Genomic DNA, 21921 nt, shown 5'->3' with positions numbered 1-21921 from the left:
ACTTTAGATAAGCCCGCGCCTGACCCCGAGTGCAACAGCACCGCTGGTGCTGGATGCCCCCAGTTTATGCCGCGCAATACGCAAATACAGCCTGACTGCCGGTTCTGACAGTTTAAGCCGGTGGGCTATCTCCTTACCCAGCAACCCTTCCGATGCCAGCTTAAGGCACTGGGTTTCACGTCTGGAGAGTTCCATGGTCTGTTCTGGAATCAGCTTGTTCAGGCGGGCAAAGCTTTCATGCACATAAACGCCCAGAACCTGATAATCCCGCACATAATTGACACGTTGCGGGCCGCTGAACGTATCTGGCGCTTCACTTGTAATGGTAAAGAGGGCGTTTTCTCCCCCTAACCCACGCACAGGCAGGCTGAGTGCTGCCTTGCCGAGGTCAAACTCCTGAGACTCTGTGAACAGTTTTTTCTGTTCAGGCGTGTCGATGGTCAGCTCGCTCCACTCAAACGGCAGAATGGAGCGCAGTCCCCGCCGCACAACTGGGTCAACCTGCACGTACCCGTTTTCCAGGTAACGAGTCACCCATTCATCCGGGTATGTGGCAAAGCCGGGAATATCCAGTAGCGGTTTGGCCGGGGTACCCAGATAATGATAAACTGCATGTTGAAGGCCACTTTTAAGCGGTAGCACCGCCATAATGGCCTTCAACTCCGGAAGTGTTTTTGACTCCACAATAGCAGCGATAAGATCCTGCATAATACGCGGGGGAATAAGCATTCTCTTCGCTACAAACTTTCACTTGGAAAAAACTGTCTGCTTCCTTGTCAATAATGATACAAAATATGTATCGGAATACAAGATGTTATACCTTACCTGACTAATTAATAATGAATGTATCAAAAAAGCATTGCCTGCCGTTCTGCCATGTGCCGCATGGCGCGCGGGGTTACGGTCCACAGACCAAGGCAGATATCGCCAATTTCCGGTTTTGCCTGTGACAGCGTGGTGGGCTCCCAGCCGATACGACGGTAAACGCGGGTCATACCTTTATAATAAATGCCGGTAATCTGGCTGATACCACTTTCAAAGGCCGTGCGGCACAGTGCCTTGGTTACATCAATGGTGACAGAACGGCCTGCTGGTGTGGTGCTTTCCACCGTGGAGCACAGGCGCGTGCACTCCCAGACATCCGGGCTCACAATATCCGGGCAGTCATCAAAAAATGTATGAAATTCCTGCCGCAGCATGGTTGGGCCAGTTGTTGGCAGAACCCGCAGGGATGCCGCATGCTGCCCGCTCTCGTTCAGGGACACAATGTAGAGGGGGTTGTATTCCCGGTCGTACTCATCTTCTTCCCGCCCGTGGCGGACAACAACATCCCACCCCAGCCGCTCTCCAAAAACAAGTGCCCGTGCCTGGAGCATCTTGTCATAGACACTGGCATAGTCATGACGTTCTTCGTAAGAAAAAGTGTAGAGCATGTCTGCCTCCGTTGCGTTTACGACGGAGAAAAAACGCCCTTACCCAGCCTCTTTCAATCTAGCAATACCGCTATAGTGCACGCTTTACGGAATAGGACTATACTGTCTGGCTTTTATTGAATGTGAAACCCTACCGGAATACGCCCAACCAGTACCCCATTTTCCGGCGGTGCACAGGTCAGGGTTCGTGCGGCCAGCAACGCCTGTTTGTCCAGATCATCATAGCCTGTGCTCTGGGTCAGCCGCGCAGACTGCACGGCCCCTGTGCCAGCCAAGGTCACTTCCACCACAGCTTCCCCCTCCTCATGCAAGTGCCGCGCCATAGGCGGATAGTGTGTTTGCGGCGGCGTGCAGTGCAGCTTGGGTACCCCTCCACCTTTTGCCGCCTGCGCGACTGAAGCCGGAGCAGGTGAAGACGCCGGGGCCTGTTGGTGGGGCAAAGGCGCAGACTGCACCGGAGCAGCAGCATGGGCGGGCGAGGCCACGCTAGTTTGTGGCGCTTTAGCATGCATCATGGCAGGCTTGGCTGTCTTTCGGCTCTGCGAGGCAGGAGCCGCCACAGGCACATGAAGGGGAAAAGCCGACATATCCGGCAACGCATCCGTTGCGTCTGGCACGGCGGGAGGGTGTGCTGGTGGAGGGGTATCCTCCATATTCATAGGCGGCATATCCGCCAGTTTAACAGGTGGCGTTAATGGCGGCGCAGGCGGCTGTTGTGGCGCAGGCTGCGCTGGTGCGCTGGCTCGTGTTTCAAACACCATCTGCACGGCACGCTCCCCCGGTGCAGCCAGTTGTGCCGGGTGCATGTGGTGCCCGAGCAGGCACAGCGCCAGCAAAGCGTGCGCCCCCAGAGCCAGACCCAAGGCAACGCGACCTTTATACCCCCCACGCCCACGCGGTGGCGACAGGCTGGCCGCTGGCAGAGGGTGCGGGTCTGTCCAGGCAGTTTGGGGCGGCATACCAGCCGTGCCCGCAAACCCCATAGTACGTGTAACACCCGCCAGCGGACAGGCGGGCGGCTGCGTGCTTTCGGTCAAACTGGCGTAAAGGCCTGTCCGTCCTGACACGAAAGAAGAACGATCACCCTGCTGTGTTGCTGCGCACATATCGGTCCTCACGGCACGTCTGCATTCACCCTGTTGCAAAGTGTCGGCATATCCTTATACGGTGTGCCCCACCTTGGCCTAGCCTGATATGAACGCCCCACGGCGGTTCAACGCTGGGTCACTAAGGTGCTGCCCTGCGCCCGGCACAGAGCAACGCCAGCACATATCATGCAGGATGCGCTTACGCCTTCCTGCGCCATGATGCAAAATCTGGAGTTTAGGCCCTTAGTCATGTTCCATCCCTCTCACCCGCTTGCTAGGCTGCTAAAATGGCCGCTGGTCGCGGTGACGATGATGGGCTTTCTGGGCCTTCTCGCACTTCAAAGTTTCTCCCTGCCAGACGAGATGCCGCGTGCGGCCATGGAGCGTTTGCTCGGGGTTGATATTGCGCCAGCCCCTGCTGGCCATAGCATGATGATGCACCATGGCATGTCCATGGCCGCCATGCCGCAGCATACGCACCATCATCATCACGATGGTACGGAAACCTGCCCGCTTTGCCCGCTGCTCTCCTTGCCCGCAGCGCTCCCTTTGGGGCTGGTGCTCCTGCCCCCCCTTGTTCAACGGTGGATACGCCGGGGCAGCCACGCCTCTCTGCCACGCGCGCCCCCCATTGTTGTGCTCGGCCTCCCGCCATCGCACGGGCCACCTGCCTGATTTCAAGCGCTTTTTCCGGCCTCTTCCTGTTGTCCTGCACAACTGGATGCGGCCCTTCTTGCCTTGTTTTCAGGACATTTTCTTATGGTTATCTTTTTGAACCACCGCCGGGGGGCTGCCTCCGTATGGGTGTTTGCCGCACTGTGCGCCACTGCCATAACGCCCCTGGGCTGGCATGCTGCCCACGCCCAGACCGCCGCACCGCAGAGCAGCGTTGTCACCCTGCCGCGCCTTGATATTTCCACCAATGCTGAGGAAGAGGATGCCACATCCCTCTCCGATGCCCCGTTGAGTGCCTCCTCCCCCGATGCCAGCACACAACGCATGTCCCGCCTGTCCAGCCCGGATGCCTCGGCCCTGTTCCGTAACCAGCCGGGGTTCAGTTCTTACGGCGGGGGGCGGTTGGCCAATCTGCCGGTCCTGAACGGTATGGCGGATGACCGCGTGGCCACCATTGTCGATGGTGTCCGCATTGCTCCCGCCTGCCCCAACCACATGAACCCGGCTCTGTCTTATGTAGACCCGGACAGCGTGCAGACAGCCACCAGCATTGCCGGGCTAACGCCTGTCAGCAGTGGTGGGGACAGTCTGGGCGGCACCATTGATGTTGAGCGCGCAGACCCACGCTTTGCCCGCAAAGGCAAGATACTGGTCACAGGCCGTGTACGGGGTACGTATCGCAGCAACGGTGGGGGATATAGTGCAGCAGGGTCTGTCACTGTCGCCAACGACCTGTTCAGCCTGCGCTACAATGCGTCCTATGACCAGTCCGGCAACTACCGGGGTGGTGGTGGCATGGGGGTTGTGCACTCCACCAGCTACCTGAGTTACAACCACGCCGTAACCGCCGGCATGCACAAGGACAACCACCTGCTTTCCGTCACGTTCGGTCAGCAGAATGTGCCGCATGAAGGCTTTGCCAACCAGTTTATGGACATGACAAACAACCGCTCCACTTTTGTGAACGGTAAATATAATGGGTCCTTTGACTGGGGTGAGCTTGAGGCCCGAGGCTACTGGCAGCGCATTACGCACGCCATGGATATGCTGGGTGACAAAGGTGGCCACTCCGCCACCACCGGCATGCCCATGAACAACGATTCCCGGTTGGCGGGGTACTCCCTGAAAGCCACCATTCCACTCGCCCCCAACCACACCCTCAAGCTGGGCAGCAGTTTTGATCACCAAGGCCTGAAAGACTGGTGGCCACCCCTGATGGGTAGCATGATGATGGGGCCTAATACCTACAACAACATCAATAACGGCCACCGTGACCGGCTGGGCCATTATGCGGAGTGGGAAGCCCACTGGACATCCCGCGTCTCAACACTTCTGGGCTTCCGGAATGATCTGGTCATGATGAATACGGGCGATGTCTCCCCCTATTCCTGGACCGGCATGATGAACATGGCAGATGCCATGGCAGCCCGTGCTTTCAACGCCCGCCGCCGGGGCCGGACCGATGTGAATTTTGATGTCACCGCCATGACACGCTGGCAGGCAACGGACAGCTTTACGCTGGAAGGCGGCTATGCCCGCAAGTCCCGCGCGCCAAACCTGTATGAGCGCTACGCTTGGGGCATGGGCAGCATGTCCTCCTCCATGATCGGGTGGTTTGGGGATGGCAACGGCTACGTTGGCAATGTGGACCTGAAGTCTGAAGTCGCCAACACAGCCAGTGTCACGCTGGACTGGCACGACCCGACCACTGCCAATAAATGGGGGCTGAAGGTCCAGCCCTATTACTCCTACGTGCATAACTACATTAATGTTGTGCAGCTCAGCACTTTTACGAATGGGCGGCACAAGCTGCAATTTACCAACCACAATGCCCAGACATACGGCATTAATGCCTCTGGCCATTACACTCTGTGGGATACACCCAAATTTGGCAAAGGCGAGTTTACCGGTGTGCTCAACTGGGTGCGTGGGCAGGATAACGTAACCCACAGCGGCCTGTACCACATGATGCCCCTTAACGGCACAATAGCGGTGCATGAAACCGTAGGGCCATGGAAAGGCCGTGTGGAAATGAACTTTGTCAAAGCAAAGGACAGTGTGGATTATCTCCGGACTGAACCCCGCACACCGGGCTATGCTCTGCTCAACCTTGGCGGCAGTTACACCTGGAAAATGGTGACAGTGGATGCGGGGATCGATAATATTTTCAACCAGCCCTACTACCTGCCGCTTGGTGGCCTGTCGTTAGGGGACACGCGCTATATTGGCTATACCCGCGCCCTGCCGGGCATGGGCCGCTCCTTTAATGTGAGCCTGTCTGCCACGTTCTAAAAAACCAGTTCAAAAGTAAAAACCTTTTGAACTTCTACTAAAAAGGGGCAGCACAATGTGTGCCGCCCCTTTCTTCTTACACCAACAAAAACCGGGACTTAGAAGTCAGCTTTAGCCTGCTCGCTGGAAACCAGCTTGATGTAAGTATGGGCCCGCAAGGCTTCTGGCCCACCTTCCGTGCCGTAACCGGAATCCTTAATGCCGCCAAAAGGCACTTCCGGCACACCAATACCATGATGGTTTACAGCCACCATACCGGCTTCAACCTGTTCGCCCAGCAGACGTTGTGTGCGCTCATTCCGGGTATAGACATAAGCCGCCAGACCATAAGGCAGCCGGTTAGCTTCCTTTACGGCATCCGTCAGGGAGGTGAATTCAGACACAATGGCCAGCGGGCCAAAAGGCTCTTCCTGCATCACCCGCATGGACAGGTCAGGGTTTTGAATAAGCGTGGGCGGGAAAAAGCAGCCACCATTCGGCAGGGCTGTGTCAGGGTGCCAAACCGTAGCGCCGTTTGCGCGTGCGTCTTCCACCAATTCCTGCAAGGCTTTGACCCGGCGGCTGTTGACCAATGGCCCCATGGTCACGCCATCATCCACGCCACGGCCAATTTTCAGGGCGCTCATGCGGGCCTTGAACTTGTCCACAAATGTCGGGGCAATGCTCTGTTCAAGCAGAAAACGGGTTGGAGCAATGCACACCTGACCGGCATTGCGGAACTTGGCGGCTGCCAGGCGTTCTGCTGCGGCATCCAGGTCTGCATCTGCACAGACAATAACCGGAGCATGGCCACCCAGCTCCATTGTCACCGGCTTCATCTGTGCACCGGCCAGAGAGGCCAGATGCTTGCCGACCGGTGTAGATCCCGTGAAGGAAATTTTCCGCACAACGGGATGCGCGATCAGATATTCTGAAATTTCTGCCGGGTCACCATACACAAGAGACACAGCACCTGCCGGAATACCGGCATCCAGAAACACACGCAGCAGTTCAGCGGGGGATGCAGGGGTGTCCTCCGGCGCTTTAACAATAACGGCACACCCGGCCCCAAGGGCCGCACCCAGTTTGCGGGCAATCTGGTTAATGGGGAAGTTCCAGGGCGTGAACGCCGCTACAACACCAACAGGGCGGTGCAGCACCCGCTGCTCAACATTCGCAACACGCGGCGGCACCAGCACATCGTTCAGGCGGCGGCCTTCTTCCCCAAAATATTCGATAACCCCGGCAGCACCGTCAATTTCCGCCAAAGCCTGAGCAAGGGGCTTGCCCTGCTCACGGCTCATAATACGGGCAATGCTCTCCGCACGCTCACGTAGCAGGTTGGCCGCACGGCGCATAATAACAAAGCGGTCCCATGCCGTAAGGGTGCGCCAGGCTTCAAAGCCTTTTGCAGCACCCTCTGCCGCCAGCGCCAGATCCGTCTTGGAGGCATGAGCAATTTTACCAATTGTCTCCCCTGTTGCAGGATCGTGCACAGGGAGCGTCCGGCCATCGGCTGCATCTTGCCATTTTCCAGATATCAGAAGCTGGACGTTCAAAAATTCATCTGACATGCGCATCTCTCATGGTTCTGGAGCAAACAGGCCGGTGTGCCTTGCTCATTCTCCTCATGCACAGAGCATTATCACCCGCCGAGTGCAAGGGTGGCCCTGGCAGTGCTGTCATAAAAGCCTGAGGCCGCCAGAGGTTTCCCCATACCCAAAACCTCGAAAGTCAAGCACAAAGCGCTCCTAAAAAATTTTTCAGAACTTAGTGTTGTTGCCCGATCACAAACCGCGCCAAACAGCCATTTTCATAAAACTGTCACTCTTATTTCAGCGCTTGGGTTTTTAAGAAGCGGGCAGGTTTTCACTCCCTGATAGGGCACAGCATCTTGATGCGATTCTCTCCGTCGTCCCGCCGTGCAGCACTCTGGCTGTTCTGTTCCCCTCTGGCAGTTTCCGTGGCGCACGCCGCCACACAATCCCCCCATCACACCGTTCGTAAGCCGCACGGTCATGCTGCTACGGCCCCTGTTGCCCAGCCTGTTGCTGCAACGCCGGTAGCACCCGCCGCAGTCACGCCCAAACGGCGTTCCGCCCCCAAAGCGGCGCAGGCATCCGGTTCTGAACAGATTATTGCAACAGGCCGCCACAGCCGCTCAGAACAGACGGTTGGTCATTTGCAGATGCAGCGCACGCTGCCGGGTATCAACCCCATCAAGTCCCTGCAAATTCTGCCGGGTGTTGTGTTCAACAACTCTGACCCATGGGGCAATAACGAACAGAATTCATCGCTGGTTATTCACGGATTTAACCAGAACCAGCTTGGCTACACGCTGGATGAAATTCCACTGGGTGACCAAGCTTACGGTAACTATAACGGCCTGTCCCCCCAGCGTGCGGCCATTAGTGAAAACTTTGCCTCTGCCTCCGTGGCAACGGGTGCCGGTGCGCTGGGTACAGCGTCCACCAGTAACCTTGGCGGCACGCTTCAGTTCACCACACAGGACCCGCTGCACCGCGCAGGTGGCCAGCTGAGCCAGACCTTTGGCAGCTTCTCCACCTTCCGCACCTTTGCCCGTATTGACACGGGTGACTTCGGGCACGGTAACTCCGCCTATGTGTCATGGGGCCGTCAGGACGCACGGGCATGGGACTTTGCTGGCCATCAGGGTGGCAATCAGGTCAACGCCAAGTTTGTGCATGAAGATTCCAAAAACAAGGTCAGTGTTTTCTTTGACTGGGCCGAGAAAGTTGAGCCTAACGAAGACGGCATTGTCATGCCCAACGGTGGGTCACTTTATGTGCGCCCGTTCATGTACCCCAACCTGAACGAAGCCATAAAATATTATCAGAATTCACCAGAATATAAGAATGCGGGCCTGAATTACCGCAACTATTACTCCGCCGCGCAGCGTCAGGATTACCTGATGTACGCCAAATGGCACCATGACTTCAGCGCCAACCTGACGTGGGACACCAATATCTATTATCACCATGACATGGGTGAAGGTGTTGTGGCTGGTCCCATTACGGCGGCTGGTCTGCCTACGCTGTTTTCCGCCTACTTCCCCAACCAGTCAGCTTCTCAGCTGTCAGATGTGTTTGGTGGCTCCGGCATGGCAACCCGCACCACGGAATATTGGGATAACCGTGGCGGTATCATGACCAGCCTGAAATACCATCTTGGCAAGCACCATATTGAAGTGGGCGGCTGGTATGAGCGCAACAACAATACGCAGGCGCGCCGTTGGTATCCGTTTGATGCCTCCAACCCCACCACGCCGTATGACCGCCAGCAGGATGCGCTGATCAAGCAGTACACCAACTATTTCTACACCAATACCTTTACCACGCATTTGCAGGACAACTGGCAGATTTCAAAGAACTTCTCTTTGAATGCCGGTTTCAAGTCCGAGCTGGTTTACACCAACGGCACGCTGCCGGTTGCTGGCCTGCCCGGTTCTCTCTCCCCTGCAACAGCCATTACGGTCCCAGGTGGCACCATTGCCGCCGTGCGCCCCTTCCTGCCGTCCTTCGGCGCATTGTGGAATATTACAGATCATGAACAGTGGTTTGCCAATATTCAGGAAAACATGCGCTCCTTCCAGGCTGCGGGTTATGGTAACGCAACCCCTTGGGGTGTAACCAGCCAGCAGGCTTTTGAAGACTTCAAACGCCACGGCAAACCTGAAACCTCATGGACGTATGAAACCGGCCTGCGTACGAACCGCCACGTCAATGCAGGGCCGTTGACCAACATTAGCGGCCAGCTTGAATATTACCATGTGCACTTCTCCAACCGTCTGCTGGCTGTGGCCTCAACCCAGACGCTGTCTTCCATCGTCGGCAGCGCCACAACCCTGACCAACGTGGGTTCTGTCTCCACAGACGGGATGGACTTCTCCTTCACCGCGCAGTTTGGTGAGCATTTCTCCTTCTACAACGCGTTGTCCTACAACAAATCCGTTTATAATGATGATTACATGAACGGTAACACACGCGTGCCAACCGCCAATAAAAACGTGGCGGGCGTTCCAAACTGGACTGAAAAATTCGTGGCTTCCACGCGTTGGGGTGACTTCAATGCCCAGTTTGTTGGGGATGTTGTGGGCAAACGCTACACCACCTTCACCAATGACCTGCACGCTAATGCCTACGCCCTGTTCAGCCTGAACGCCGGGTATGACATTCGCGGTATTCCGCATGTGCGCTCTCTGCGGGTGCAGGGTAACATTACCAACCTGACGAACGAGAAGGGCTGGTCTACCGTCAACACCAACAATGCCTCTGGCCAATACACGGCCTTCCCGATTGCACCGCGCATGTATTTCCTTACACTGAGCGCAACATTCTAAGGGAGCGCATTATGGCTGGGTTTTCACGCCGGACCATTCTGACAACAACTCTGGCAGCACCTTTTGTTGCCCGCTTTTCCGGGGGTCGCCACGCTGTGGCGGCCCCTTCCCTTGCGGCCCGGCCCCTGGTGTTTGCACACCGTGGCTGCTCTGCTCAACGGCCGGAGCACACTCTGGCCTCCTACGCAAAAGCCATTACTGATGGCGCAGATTTTGTAGAACCAGACCTTGTGCCCACCAAAGATGGTGTGCTGGTCTGCCGCCATGAAAGTAATATTGCGGCCACAAGTGACGTCTCCACCCGCCCGGAATTTGCCAACCGCAAACGCACCCTGACCATTGATGGCAGGCAGGAAACGGGCTGGTTTACAACGGACTTCACACTGGCAGAGCTAAAAACGCTGCGCGCCTGTGAACGCCTACCGCAACTGCGGGCACACAACACCCGCTATAACGGCCATTTTGACATTCCCACCTTTGAGGAAATGATCGATTTTGTCGCCGCTGAATCCGCTGCGCGGGGCCGCACAATCGGGCTTATTCCAGAGGTCAAGAACTCCACCCACTTCCATGCTCTTGGCTTCAACCCTGAGGCCACCTTCCTGAGCATTATTGCGGCCCACACCTACACCCGCTCTGCGCCGCTGGAAGTGCAGTCTTTTGAGACCACCAACCTGCGGTCTCTCAACAGCGCGGTAAAAGCCATTAACCCACAGGCCAGAGTCATGTTCCTGATGGGTGAGCGCAACGCAACACCGCCAGACCTGTTGGCGAAGGGTGAAAAAACAACCTTTGGCGACCTGATGAAACCTGAAGGGCTGAAAGATATCCGGAGTTATGCGGATGTTATTGGCCCGTCCCTGACCGACCTTATCCCACGGGATGCGGACGGCGCCTGGCAACAGCCCACCACATTGGTGGATGACGCCCACGCGGCAGGCCTGTTGGTGCATGCCTATACCTGCCGCCCGGAAAATGCGTTTCTACCCAAGCAACTTCGGAATACGGACGGTCCCGCTGCACGCAATGTCGCCGGGTCTATCGCTGAAATCCGCCGCTATCTTGATATGGGGCTGGACGGCTTTTTTACCGATGACCCCGCTATTGGTCGCAAGGCCGTAGATCGTATCTGATAGATTTTTGCGACTTGAAAGGCGGGGTCCGGGCAGTCCGGGTCCCGCCTTTTTTGTGGCCAGCCTATTTCAAAACAAGGGGCAGCCCTGCCGCCACAAACACAACATGCCCAACCTGCGCGGCCAGTTTCTGGTGCAGAATACCGGCTTCATCTCTAAAGCGGCGGGCCAGTGGGGTGTCGGGCACAATGCCTAACCCCACCTCGTTCCCAACCAGAACGGTCGCTGCTTGCCGCTTGGCAAGCGCCTGCACAAGCTGCTGTGTGGCTGCGGCAATATCCCGCTCTTCCAGCAGCAGGTTTGTCAGCCACAGGGTCAGGCAGTCCAGCAAGAGGGGTTTTGCTGCATGGGCTTGCAAAACATCTGCCACGGCAAAAGGCTCTTCCACCGTCAGCCAACCGGGCGCACGGCTGTGCTGATGATGGGCTATGCGCTCCTGCATTTCTGTATCAAAAGCGCGGCCTGTGGCCACATAGACCCAAGGGGCTGGCAGGGCCGTTATCTGTGCTTCAGCGTAGCGGCTTTTGCCGGAGCGTGCGCCACCCAATACCAGCGTGGCATGGTGTAACCCCGCCTGAAGGTCTGCCTGTTGTGCCTTGAGTTCCTGCCCGTTCATGCGCTACCCGCTTTCTGGTCCCGTTTGCATGGGCGCGTATAACAGCACAGAAAGAGCCATGCCATCTTACACCCACCCCAGCCCTGATACAGTTTTTTGCAGCATGGAGGCCCTCCGTGCGGCCTGCCTCACCCTCCCGGGTGTCTCACCACAGGCGCAGCACGCCATTGCGGAGCGGGAGGCAACACTGACCAAACCGGCAGGAAGCCTGGGCCAACTGGAAGAGCTGACTGCCTGGCTGGGTGGCTGGCAACAGCGTGCCACCCCACAACTAGAGCATGTGCAGGTGCTGGTGTTTGCGGGCAATCATGGCGTTGTGGCGCAAGGGGTCTCACCGTGGCCGCAGGATGTCACCGCACAGATGGTGGGTAACTTCCGGCATGGCGGAGCCGCCGTGAACCAACTTGCCCGCGTGGCAGAGGCCACCCTGAGCGTTATTCCCGTAGCAGACCTCCGCCCCACCGCAGATTTTACAACTGCGCCCGCCATGACTGTCCCGGAGTTTCTGGCTGCGGCCCGCACCGGTTATGACGCCGTGCCACAACACTGCGACCTGCTGTGCGTGGGCGAGATGGGTATCGGCAACACCACAGCCGCCGCAGCACTTGCCGCAACCTTGTTCCATGGGGACAGCCTGTTGTGGGCCGGGCGTGGCACCGGACTGGATGAGGACGGCGTGCGCCACAAAGCCCGCGTGATAGATACCGCCCGCGCCCTGCATGCCCACAGCCTGACAAACCCGCTAGAGGCCGCGCGCCATGTAGGTGGGTATGAATTGGCTGCTCTGTTAGGGGCCGTTCTGGCCGCGCGCCACGCCCATATTCCCGTGCTGCTGGATGGCTATGTCTGCACCGCTGCGGTGGCACCTCTGGGTTGCCTCAACCAGCAGGGATTGGCTCACACATGGCTGGCCCATTGCTCTGCCGAGACCGGGCACGCCAAGCTAGCCGCAGCCCTTGGCCTGTCCCCACTTCTTGCTCTGGGGTTGCGGTTGGGTGAGGCATCCGGTGCGGCGCTCGCCATCCCGCTTGTACGTGCTGCGTTGGCCTACCACACGGGCATGGCCACGTTTGCCCAAGCTGCGGTCTCGGAGCGGATATAGCATGGCCAAGCCCGGCCTGTTCAGCCAGACACGGCAGGACCTTGCCTGCGGTCTTGGGTTGTTCACGCGCCTGCCAGCGCACTGGTTACTACCTGTTGGGCTGCGGGATACCCTTTCCCCTCTTGGCCGGTCCATCTGGTGCTGGCCGCTTATGGGGGCTGGTGTAGGGGGTGTTACAGGGCTGGTGGGCTGGGGACTGGAACACCTGCTATCCGTTGCAACCCTGCCCGCTGTGGCACTGGCTCTGGCGTTTCAGACAGCACTGACCGGCGCTTTTCATGAAGACGGGTTGGCCGATATGGCCGACAGTTACGGTGCTCACTCACGCGCACGCAAATTGGAGATCATGCGGGACAGCCGCGTGGGCAGCTACGGTGTTATTGCCCTGTGTGTATGCTTTATTGTCCGTGCGGGGGCACTCGCGGCCCTGCCACCAGCAGCACTTGCCCCTGCCCTTATGCTGGCGGGCGGCTTTGCCCGCTCCGGCTTGCTTTATACCGTCAAGGCTCTCCCTCCAGCACGGCCAGATGGCTTGGCCCGCTCGCTCAGCCCCCTGCCCCGTGTGCCATTTGTCATGGCACAAACGGTCATGATCATACTGGTTGTGCTCTGGGCCGCTTGGTGGCCACGCGTAGCCACACAGCATGGCATTTTGCCGCTGATGCTGCCTCTCCTTGCGGCCTGTCTAGGCCAGATATGCGTGACCTACGCGGCCCACCGCCAGCTTGGTGGCTATACGGGCGATGTGCTGGGCGCCACAGCCTGTGTTACGGAAGGGCTCGTGCTGGCGGCCCTGACAGCAAGCTTTCAGCCCTGATCCCGGCACAGCAGGAATTGACTCTGCCCCCCAGACCCGTCAGGCTAGAGAGATGTTTATGGGGAAGCCGGTGAGAGTCCGGCACGGTCGCGCCACTGTAACCTGCAAGCCCACATCTGTGCGTTCTGCAGGAAGTCAGACCTCCAGAGCCATTCTTTTCAACCGCGGAACGCGTTCTTGCCAGCGGAGCCACGTGCCATGTCTTATTCAGCCCCTTCTTCTCGCATAGCCCCAGTCACGGGTGCAGCCCCCATTGCCATCCCGGCCAAGGCGCTGCTGCCATGGGCCATGTTTGGCCTGCTGCTCTCTGTTATCATGCTGTATTTTGTCGGGGCGGAACAGGGTGCGCTCTCCCTGATATCCGGTCAGGACGTGCATGAATTTGTGCATGATGGCCGCCACCTACTCGGCTTTCCCTGCCACTAATCCCGGCAGATCCCTCCCATGATAGCAGGACGCCTGCTGGCCCGCGGCATGATCGCGGGCTGCATTGCTGCGGCTCTGGCCTTTGTGTTCGCCCGTATTTTTGGCGAACCACAGGTTGACCTTGCCATTGCTTTTGAGGCCGCCCGTCATGGCGCGGAAGCCCACCCTCACATGGCCGAAGCTGAGCCCGTAAGCCGTGCCGTGCAGGCCAGTTACGGGCTGCTGACGGCCATTGTGCTGTATGGCACAGCCTTTGGGGGCCTGTTCTCTCTGGTATTTGCCTATGCCTATGGCAGGCTGAACACATGGTCCCCCAGGGCGCTGGCACTTCTTTTGGCTGGAGCGGGGTTTCTAGTGTTTGTGCTGGTGCCGGACCTTAAATACCCACCCAATCCACCTGCGGTGGGAACACCCGCCACTCTGGCTTTCCGGACAGGCACCTATTTTGCCATGATCGGGCTTTCCGTGAGCGTTGCGGTTATCGCCACGTTGGTCGGGCACGCGCTTACGCGCGCACGGGGCGCGTGGTCCGGCAGCTTATGGGCGGCTGGTCTCTTTCTTGTGCTCATGGTGGTGGTTCAATCTGCCATGCCAGACGTGAACGAGGTGCCCGCAGGCTTTCCCGCCCTTGTGCTGTGGCGCTTCCGTGAGGCGTCTATCGGAATGCAGCTTGTGCTCTGGAGCAGCATGGGCCTGCTGTTCGGCGCACTGGCAGAACGCGCACTGGCCCACGCCCCCAGACGCCGCTAAGCACATCCCCTCTCAAGGTCAGGCAGGGCTACACCGTACTGCCTGACCCGCCATAAGCCTGCGTGGCGCGTTAAAACGCTCAGGCTTTTTGGTTCTGCATCCAAGCGGTTTGCAAGGCTACAATCCCCGCCCAGAGCGTGCACTGCCAGAGCCCGCACAACCGCAGGGCGGGCCACAAGCACTATCCGGCCATGCAAGGCAGCGCCTTCCACCCAAGTTCCAATACGAGCCTGAAAAGCTTGTGCGCTTTCAGCACCATTCGGAGCATACTCTGGCTCCTGCACAAAGCAGGCCAACTCGTGCGGTGGCACATCCCGCAACGCCAGACCGTGCCACAGCCCGTAAGAGCGGTCTCTCAACGCCTCCTGTTGCACGAGCGGTATGCGGGTGGCCTGCGCCCATGTGTCACTTTGCACATCTGATGCGCACACCACGGCAGCGGGCCGGTATAGCGGGGCAACATGACCCCAGAGACGCGCAAAATCTGGCAGACGCCCTAACGCTGAGCGCGCCGGAATATGCCCTGCCTTCATGCCCTCCGGCACGTCTGTTGCAAGGCAGATCAGCCGGAAAGTCTGGCTCTTGCTGGCAGGTAAAGGCTGTGGCTGGGTCATCCGGCATCCTGCTTATGTTGAAGAACCGCAGTGTACTGCCAGCAGCGTAAGGCTTGGGATAACCGATGCCATGCGCCCTCTTCCGCTGGCAGGCCAATCCGTAAATGGTCAGGCTGGTGCGCAAAAATGCGGGTTACGATGCCGCGCTCGCACAAATGCTGCCATAGCTGCGCTGCTTGAGGGTGCACCACCAGCGTAAATAGGCGGCACTCCCCGTGGCACACCAAGCCTGCCTCCTCCAGCACACTGACCAAACGCTCATGGGCCTGTCCCGCCTGCTGCGCGGCCATGCGGTGCCATGCCTTATCCGCCAGCGCCTGCTGCCCCAGCACCAAGGCCACCGTGCTCACGGGCCAACTCCCCATGGCAGCCCGTACACGCTCCACCAACTCTGGCGCTGCCAGCAAAAACCCTAACCTGACACCCGGCAGTCCATAGGTTTTCCCAAAAGACCGTAGAACAATAAGGGCAGGATGCGGCAGGGCAGACGCAACGCTCTGGCCTTCAAAATCTGCAAAGGCCTCATCCACCACAAGGCTGTTCCCGTGCTCTGCACACCTGTCTGCCAGACGGCGCACCCAATCAGCAGGAAGCAGGCGTCCATCCGGGTTATTGGGGTTACATAGCACGCACACGGTGCCCGGCTGGGTGGCTGCAATGGCCAGAGCCTGCGGGGTATGCACGTTTGTTACAAACTTGGTGTGCAACCGCCATGCCTGCTCATGGCCGGAATAGGTGGGGCCTAGAATGCACACCTGCTCAGCCTGTAGCAGTGTGGGGAGCAACGCTATCAGGCTCTGGCTGCCAGCCCCTGCGGCCACCATGGCGGCATCTGCCACGCCATAGGCCCGTGCTGCCAGACGGCGCAGCGTGGCCTCCTCGTGCTCCTCCGGCAGGTGGGTCAGGCAGGATAGATCCGGCATCCGGCCCGGATAAACAAAGGGGCTAATACCGGTTGAAAGGTCATAAACAGGCTGCGGGGCGTGGGGAAAATACTGCATGACCGCCTGAACCTGCCCCCCATGGGCAGGCAGTGGCACCATGCGCCTGCTTGGGCTTGGCACGCTGTACGTGGTAGAAGCTTCCGGCACCACAGCCTGCTGCTGTTCCGCCTGCTGCCCTTCTGGCCAAACCTGTGAGCCGTCCCCCCGCATGTTGTTTTTTCCCCTCTCCATCTGTCTGCCGGTTGCCGCCCTTGCTGCTTTGCTTGAAGCACTCTGGGGCTATCCGCAGGCTTTGGTCACAGCCATTGGCCACCCCGTTATGTGGGTAGGCGCTCTTATTGGCAAATTGGACAACGCGCTCAACCTGCCCCTGTATTCCGAGACCAAGCGCCGGTGGCTGGGCGTGCTGGCTTTGGTCCTTATTGTGCTGCTCCCCTTGTGGCTGACCGGGGTTGTTCTGCGTGAAGGCTATGCCCTGCTGCCCGCTCCGGTCATGCTGGTGCTGCAAGCCATCGCCACCACAACACTTGTCGCGCAGAAGTCACTCTGGACCCATGTTGTAGCGGTGGGCAAAGGCCTGCGGCAAAACGGGCTGGCCGGTGGCCGACAGGCTGTCAGTCAGATTGTAGGGCGGGATACCAGCGCACTGGATGAAAGCGGGATTGTGCGCGCAGCCCTTGAAAGTCTGGCCGAAAATTTTTCGGACGGCATTGTGGCGCCGTTATTCTGGGCAGCCCTGTTTGGCTTACCCGGCGCGGTGTTTTACAAATGCATCAACACCGCAGACAGCATGATTGGCCACCTGACGCCAAAACATGCCGCCTTTGGCATGGCGGCCGCAAAACTGGATGACTGGGTTAATCTGCCTGCCTCCCGCTTGGCGGCACTCTGCCTTGTGCTGGCCGGGCCTGCTGGCACACGGCGGCAGGCATGGCAGGCTGTGCGGCAGGATGCGTCCCGCCACCGCTCCCCCAATGCCGGATGGCCGGAAGCGGCCTTGGCGGGCGTACTGGGCCTGCGCCTTGCTGGCCCGCGCGTCTATGGGGGTGTCACCGTGCAGGATAGCTGGATGGGCAACGGTACCCCCAACGCCACGCGGGAAGACCTTGACCGCGGGCTGGTCGTATATCGTCGGGCGTGTGCCCTTGTTATCCTGCTCTTGCTGTGCGCGGCACTTCTCTCCATGATTGAAGCATGAGCGCACCGCATTTTTCACCCGGCTTTCAGGCTGAGCTTCAGCAGCTTTTCACATGGCGGAGGGACGTACGCCATTTCCGTACAGACCCTGTGCCGGAGACCATACTGGCAGGGTTGCTGCACACGGCCTGCCTTGCGCCTTCCGTAGGGCTTAGCGAGCCGTGGCGTTTTGTGCGGGTGGATGCCCCCAGCCGCCGCGTGACCATACGCGCCAATTTTGCCCGTGCGAACACGGCGGCACTCAGCGGCCAGAGTGGTGACAATGCCCAGCGTTACGCCACCCTGAAGCTGGCCGGGCTGGATGACGCCCCACACCAGATTGCCGTGTTTTGCGATACAGACCCCTCGCAGGGCCGGGGGCTGGGGCGCGGCACCATGCCGGAAACCACGGTCTGGTCCGCTATCATGGCTATCCACACCTTCTGGCTGGCGGCTGCCGCACAAGGTATCGGGGTAGGATGGGTGTCCATTCTTGACCCGGCTGAAGCCGCATCCACCTTATGCGTGAACCCCAACTGGCGGTTTCTGGCTTATCTGTGTGTTGGCTACCCGCAGGAACAGGCCGACACCCCGGAACTGGAACGCAAGGGATGGGAACACCGCAACCCCGCGCGCAGAGTATGGATTAACCGCTGACGCTGCTGCCAGATTAAATTGGCAGCTTCTTGCTAGTCAGAAAAATCATCCAAAAACTAAGAATATTTTTGAGACTCTTATTTTCTGACATCCTGTTTTGTAGTCTGCACGTTACAGACTGCTTGAAAAACAGGATGGGCGGTCGAAGCGTCTGACGATCGATGCGGCCACCTCAAAGCGTCATATCGTTTGCGATAATCAGAGCTGGCATGTCCATCTTCATCTGCCATCGCTTCAGGCTGTCGTCCTATGAAATGCCCATTCCGCCACACTACGATGCCGTGCGGCAAGACGGCATTCCCCCTTCTCACGGGTCTTTCTGACCCGGCAAAACACAGAGCAATTCACAGTTTTTAATAAATCAATTCTCAACAGGTGCCGGAAGGTAACGGGAATTCGGAATAAATATACTTCATCCCAATGAAGCTTCGCAAGGGGGAAGTGGATGTCATACCCACGATCTCCCTGCCTTGATCCGGCTGTGGAAAGACTGTCCAGCAGGGTAGCTTAGGCTTACGTCCATCACAGATGCCTAGCACTGAGACACGCCTCGTTTTTCTCTTGCAAGCAAGGTGAGACTCTGTACCAAATGGTACAGAGAAACCAACCGGCACAGGAGCGGCTGATGTCAAAACCACCCTTTCCCCCCTTCACGCTTGAAACTGCCACACAAAAAGTTCGTGCTGCCGAGGATGCGTGGAACAGCAAAAATCCGGATGCTGTGTCACTCGCCTACACACCTGGGTCCGTCTGGCGGAACCGCACCAATTTTCCGCAAGGGCGCGACCAGATAAAGGACTTTCTGCGCCACAAGTGGGAAACGGAGCTGGAGTACCGGCTGGTCAAGGAACTCTGGTGTTTTCATGACACACGTATTGCCGTGCGGTTTGCCTATGAATGGCATAACGCTGAGGGGCAGTGGTTCCGCTCCTACGGCAATGAAAACTGGGAGTTTGACGCAGACGGCCTGATGCGCTGGCGGCTAGCCTCCATCAACGACCTGCCTATTACGGTGCAGGAGCGTAAATTCCTTTGGCAGGGCACGCGCAGGCCAGATGACCATCCCGGCCTTTCCGCACTAGGCCTCTAACATGGCCCGCGCCATTACGGAAAAAGCAGACCTCCTGCCCTGTCTGGCGGAGGTTTTCCGGGATTATGGGTATGAAGGGGCCAGTCTGGCCCTCATTTCCCAAGCAACGGGTTTGGGCAAAGGCAGCCTGTATCACTTCTTCCCAGGTGGAAAGCAGGAGATGGCGGAGGCTGTTCTGGCTGAAATTGATGCGTGGTTTACCACATCCATTTTCACGCCCCTTCGCACCACACCCAAGGCTGCCCACGCCATAACAAACATGTTTGCCGCCACGGCCACCTATTTTCAGTCTGGTCAGAAAATCTGCCTGCTCGGCCTGATGGGATTAAGCGAGACACGAGACCGTTTTGCGGAACGCATTTCTCTTTATTTTCAGCACTGGATAACGGCTTTACAAAATGCGTTGTTGCGGTTGGGGCATAATGCGCAAAAGGCCCGCACATTGGCCATTAGCAGCATTGCCGCCATACAAGGCGCCTTGGTACTAGCCCGCGCCCTCAACCATACGGACACATTTAACACCGTTCTGGCACAGGCCGAGCAGGCCTGCCTTACGCTCTGACAAACCCCGTTTTTTCAAGAAACTGTCTAACACGCCTCTCCTCTTGCGCATTAAAATTAAATTTAAACCGTCTATTTTGTTATAACATTTTCGCGAGAATTCGCGTATGACACAGCTCTGTTTTACGAGTCTGCCACACTGGTAGTTTGCCAAGCTTTGACGTGAATCAATGTGCAGCGTGCATCAGGGCTGCATCATGGCGTCAGGGTTTTCTTGGCAAAGAGAGCAACCGCAAAAGGGTGTATTGTGAAATCTGCTGCATCAGACAGTATTGTCTCGAAATTAAAGCTGGACAGCAAGCTTTTGCTCGGAACTCTCCTGTGCTGTCTGGTCAATAAACCGGTTTTTGCTCTGGCGGATGACGCGCAGGAACTGGCGGCCATCAAGGCGCAGATGCGGCTGCTTGCGGCACAGGTCAACGCCATTGAGCAACGGCAGGCCAAGCGCAAGGGCAGCAAGACACAAACGGCTGCGGCCTCCACCAACCGCAGCACACCTGCCCGCACCCTTGTCACCAGTGCCCCGGCAGACCCGGCCATCCGTTTTTCACCAGACCCTGCGGACACCACCCGCGTGGCATCCGGCGGGTTGCCGCTTCACTCCCACGGCAATACCAGCAACCCTCTGGGGTTTGAGTGGCTACCTACGCAGGATGTGGTGGCCCACGGCCATTCCGCCATGGATCTGTCCTCCTCCAGCCCGTCCTCCATTACGCAAACCTCGGTGGACCATCTGCCGCCTATTTTTTCAATTGGTGGTATCTCGGTCAAACTGGGCGGGTTTATCGAACTCTCCAACATCTGGCGTGACTCCAACATGACGGCAGGCCCAGCCACCGCATGGGGCAGCTTTCCTTACGCCAACAGCCCCAACCACGGCCTGAGCGAAGAGCGCCTGTCTGCCCAGCTCTCCCGCGTCTCCATCCTGATGGAAGCCAACCCCACCAACGCCATCCGGCTTCAGGCCTATATAGAGAGCGACTTTGGGGGCGCTGCCGGCACCAGTAACAGCGTGCAGATTAGCGGTTACACCCCCCGTATGCGGCAAGGCTATTTTACCTTCACGCAAAAAGACTGGGGCTTTCACTTGCTGATGGGTCAGGCCTGGAGCTTGGTCACCAACTACTCCAAGGGGCTGCTGCCCAGAAAAGAGCAGCTCCCGGCCGTGACGGATAACAACCAGATTCCGGGCATTGCCTTTACCCGCGTACCCCAGATCCGTATTGGCAAGGACTGGCACGAGAAATATTGGCTTGGCCTGTCTCTGGAAGACCCGGAAGCCACGTTCAACTTCTCCTCCTCCGTGCCATCTGGCGGCACTCTGCCTGCCGCATATGGGCAGACGGCAGGAACCCGCGTTTACTACCAGAATGCTGGTGGTGTGCTCCTGAACAGCGGCACCAATTATACCTACAACCCTGCGCCGGATATTGTGGTGAAAGCAGCAGCTGACACCAGTTTTGGCCATTATGAGGTATTTGGTCTGGGCCGCTGGTTCCGCTCGCTCTCCGTGCTTCCGGGTGCCACCACCTCCAAAAAACATACCAGTTTTGGCGGCGGCGTTGGCGCAGGCATGACCACGCCGCTTGGCACCAAAAAGCTGCAACTGGCCGGTAATATTCTGGCAGGGGAAGGGGTGGGCCGTTATGGGCCATCCCTGTTGCCGGATACCACCTTCAACGCCCACGGCCAGCTTACCCCTGTACCAGAGATCATCGGGTCTCTGGGACTGATCGGCCATCCGTCCCACTCCGTGCTGCTTTACACTTATGGCGGTGTGGAAACCTCCGGGCGCAAAAGTTATCTGGGGGCAGACGGGCACAATTATGGGTACGGCGTAACAGACCAGAACCTGAGCGGCTGCTCCATTGAATTTGGTGCCTGTAACGCCCAGACCCGCACACTCGCCTCTCTGACAACAGGGGGATGGTGGCACTTTATGGATGGTCATTACGGAAGCCTGATGGCTGGCCTGCAATACACCTATATCCGGAAGTTTGCTTTCAAAGGCACCAATGGTGCGGGCAGCAACGTCTATCCCACCACCTTTGGCAACACGGTGTATGTGACCTTCCGGTATCTACCTTTCCAGTAAAGTTGTTTTTCTGTGAAGATTTTTAAAAGGAGATAAAAAGCATGAGCTTGAAAAACTCCCGCCTGGCCCGTCCGGGCTTTTCCTGAGAACAGGGTTTTTTGTAGTTTTCCCTT

General features: G+C 58.1%; 20 protein-coding genes and 1 riboswitch. Of the genes, 13 read left to right on the top strand and 7 right to left on the bottom strand.

The window, feature by feature from the left end:
- Window positions 1-3: 3 nt before the first annotated feature.
- The 3 genes from Abci_RS01645 to Abci_RS01635 form a co-directional block, all read right to left on the bottom strand.
- Window positions 4-729: a helix-turn-helix transcriptional regulator gene (locus Abci_RS01645; RefSeq protein ID WP_048837407.1), complete on the bottom strand. Its 726-nt coding sequence runs from the start codon at window positions 727-729 to the stop codon at window positions 4-6.
- 119 nt (window positions 730-848) lie between these two features.
- A complete protein-coding gene (locus Abci_RS01640; protein WP_048837406.1) occupies window positions 849-1433 on the bottom strand; it encodes an acyl-homoserine-lactone synthase in 585 nt (194 codons plus the stop codon).
- Window positions 1434-1546: 113 nt separating this feature from the next.
- Window positions 1547-2539, bottom strand: a complete 993-nt coding sequence (locus Abci_RS01635) for an energy transducer TonB (RefSeq protein WP_048837405.1) — start codon at window positions 2537-2539, stop codon at window positions 1547-1549.
- Between the two features lie 231 nt (window positions 2540-2770).
- On the opposite strand from Abci_RS01635, the gene Abci_RS01630 reads away from it, so the two are divergent.
- Both Abci_RS01630 and Abci_RS01625 read left to right on the top strand, forming a co-directional pair.
- Window positions 2771-3196 (top strand): DUF2946 family protein, encoded by a 426-nt coding sequence (locus Abci_RS01630; RefSeq protein WP_048837471.1) that lies wholly within the window; start codon window positions 2771-2773, stop codon window positions 3194-3196.
- Between the two features lie 84 nt (window positions 3197-3280).
- Window positions 3281-5488: a TonB-dependent receptor gene (locus tag Abci_RS01625; protein ID WP_084597474.1), complete on the top strand. Its 2208-nt coding sequence runs from the start codon at window positions 3281-3283 to the stop codon at window positions 5486-5488.
- A gap of 98 nt (window positions 5489-5586) precedes the next feature.
- On the opposite strand, the gene Abci_RS01620 is transcribed toward Abci_RS01625, so the two are convergent.
- Window positions 5587-7041 carry an NAD-dependent succinate-semialdehyde dehydrogenase gene (locus Abci_RS01620; protein WP_048837469.1) on the bottom strand — a complete coding sequence of 485 codons (1455 nt, stop codon included), beginning with the start codon at window positions 7039-7041 and terminating at the stop codon, window positions 5587-5589.
- Window positions 7042-7364: 323 nt separating this feature from the next.
- Between Abci_RS01620 and Abci_RS01615 the strand changes: the two genes are divergently transcribed.
- Both Abci_RS01615 and Abci_RS01610 read left to right on the top strand, forming a co-directional pair.
- Window positions 7365-9827 (top strand): TonB-dependent receptor, encoded by a 2463-nt coding sequence (locus tag Abci_RS01615; RefSeq protein ID WP_048837404.1) that lies wholly within the window; start codon window positions 7365-7367, stop codon window positions 9825-9827.
- Between the two features lie 11 nt (window positions 9828-9838).
- A complete protein-coding gene (locus tag Abci_RS01610; RefSeq protein ID WP_048837403.1) occupies window positions 9839-10960 on the top strand; it encodes a glycerophosphodiester phosphodiesterase in 1122 nt (373 codons plus the stop codon).
- Between the two features lie 64 nt (window positions 10961-11024).
- Here the strand turns inward: Abci_RS01610 and cobU are convergent, their stop codons facing one another.
- Window positions 11025-11576 carry a bifunctional adenosylcobinamide kinase/adenosylcobinamide-phosphate guanylyltransferase gene (gene cobU / locus Abci_RS01605; protein WP_084597473.1) on the bottom strand — a complete coding sequence of 184 codons (552 nt, stop codon included), beginning with the start codon at window positions 11574-11576 and terminating at the stop codon, window positions 11025-11027.
- Here cobU and cobT point away from each other — a divergent pair.
- From cobT to Abci_RS01585, 4 genes are all read left to right on the top strand, one after another.
- The gene (gene cobT / locus Abci_RS01600) at window positions 11575-12678 is read left to right on the top strand and encodes a nicotinate-nucleotide--dimethylbenzimidazole phosphoribosyltransferase (protein WP_408734851.1); all 1104 of its coding nucleotides are present in this window, start codon (window positions 11575-11577) and stop codon (window positions 12676-12678) included. The two genes, cobU and cobT, sit on opposite strands and share 2 nt — an antisense overlap.
- Before the next feature lies 1 nt (window position 12679).
- Window positions 12680-13495, top strand: a complete 816-nt coding sequence (gene cobS / locus Abci_RS01595) for an adenosylcobinamide-GDP ribazoletransferase (protein WP_048837402.1) — start codon at window positions 12680-12682, stop codon at window positions 13493-13495.
- 6 nt (window positions 13496-13501) lie between these two features.
- A riboswitch (cobalamin riboswitch) is annotated at window positions 13502-13658 on the top strand.
- A gap of 35 nt (window positions 13659-13693) precedes the next feature.
- On the top strand, window positions 13694-13921 hold the full coding sequence (locus Abci_RS01590) for a CbtB domain-containing protein (RefSeq protein WP_048837401.1): 228 nt from the start codon (window positions 13694-13696) through the stop codon (window positions 13919-13921).
- A gap of 21 nt (window positions 13922-13942) precedes the next feature.
- Window positions 13943-14671 (top strand): CbtA family protein, encoded by a 729-nt coding sequence (locus Abci_RS01585; protein ID WP_048837466.1) that lies wholly within the window; start codon window positions 13943-13945, stop codon window positions 14669-14671.
- On the opposite strand, the gene Abci_RS01580 is transcribed toward Abci_RS01585, so the two are convergent.
- Window positions 14668-15285, bottom strand: a complete 618-nt coding sequence (locus tag Abci_RS01580; RefSeq protein ID WP_048837400.1) for a histidine phosphatase family protein — start codon at window positions 15283-15285, stop codon at window positions 14668-14670. The genes Abci_RS01585 and Abci_RS01580 overlap by 4 nt on opposite strands.
- The gene (gene cobD / locus Abci_RS01575; RefSeq protein ID WP_371861399.1) at window positions 15282-16439 is read right to left on the bottom strand and encodes a threonine-phosphate decarboxylase CobD; all 1158 of its coding nucleotides are present in this window, start codon (window positions 16437-16439) and stop codon (window positions 15282-15284) included. Before cobD ends, Abci_RS01580 begins: the two co-directional genes overlap by 4 nt.
- On the opposite strand from cobD, the gene cbiB reads away from it, so the two are divergent.
- The 5 genes from cbiB to Abci_RS01550 all read left to right on the top strand — a co-directional run bounded on the left by cbiB (window position 16438) and on the right by Abci_RS01550 (window position 21808).
- The gene (gene cbiB, locus Abci_RS01570; RefSeq protein WP_048837465.1) at window positions 16438-17427 is read left to right on the top strand and encodes an adenosylcobinamide-phosphate synthase CbiB; all 990 of its coding nucleotides are present in this window, start codon (window positions 16438-16440) and stop codon (window positions 17425-17427) included. The genes cobD and cbiB overlap by 2 nt on opposite strands.
- Window positions 17424-18062, top strand: a complete 639-nt coding sequence (bluB, locus tag Abci_RS01565) for a 5,6-dimethylbenzimidazole synthase (RefSeq protein ID WP_048837398.1) — start codon at window positions 17424-17426, stop codon at window positions 18060-18062. The genes cbiB and bluB overlap by 4 nt, the downstream gene beginning before the upstream one ends.
- Window positions 18063-18687: 625 nt before the next feature.
- Window positions 18688-19152 (top strand): nuclear transport factor 2 family protein, encoded by a 465-nt coding sequence (locus Abci_RS01560; RefSeq protein WP_048837397.1) that lies wholly within the window; start codon window positions 18688-18690, stop codon window positions 19150-19152.
- 1 nt (window position 19153) lies between these two features.
- Window positions 19154-19714 carry a TetR/AcrR family transcriptional regulator gene (locus tag Abci_RS01555; RefSeq protein WP_048837396.1) on the top strand — a complete coding sequence of 187 codons (561 nt, stop codon included), beginning with the start codon at window positions 19154-19156 and terminating at the stop codon, window positions 19712-19714.
- A gap of 246 nt (window positions 19715-19960) precedes the next feature.
- Window positions 19961-21808 carry a hypothetical protein gene (locus Abci_RS01550; RefSeq protein WP_371861398.1) on the top strand — a complete coding sequence of 616 codons (1848 nt, stop codon included), beginning with the start codon at window positions 19961-19963 and terminating at the stop codon, window positions 21806-21808.
- Window positions 21809-21921: the final 113 nt, after the last annotated feature.

This window comes from Acetobacter cibinongensis, from assembly GCF_000963925.1.
GTDB lineage: Bacteria > Pseudomonadota > Alphaproteobacteria > Acetobacterales > Acetobacteraceae > Acetobacter > Acetobacter cibinongensis.
This window is presented reverse-complemented; position numbering and strand designations above follow the sequence as displayed.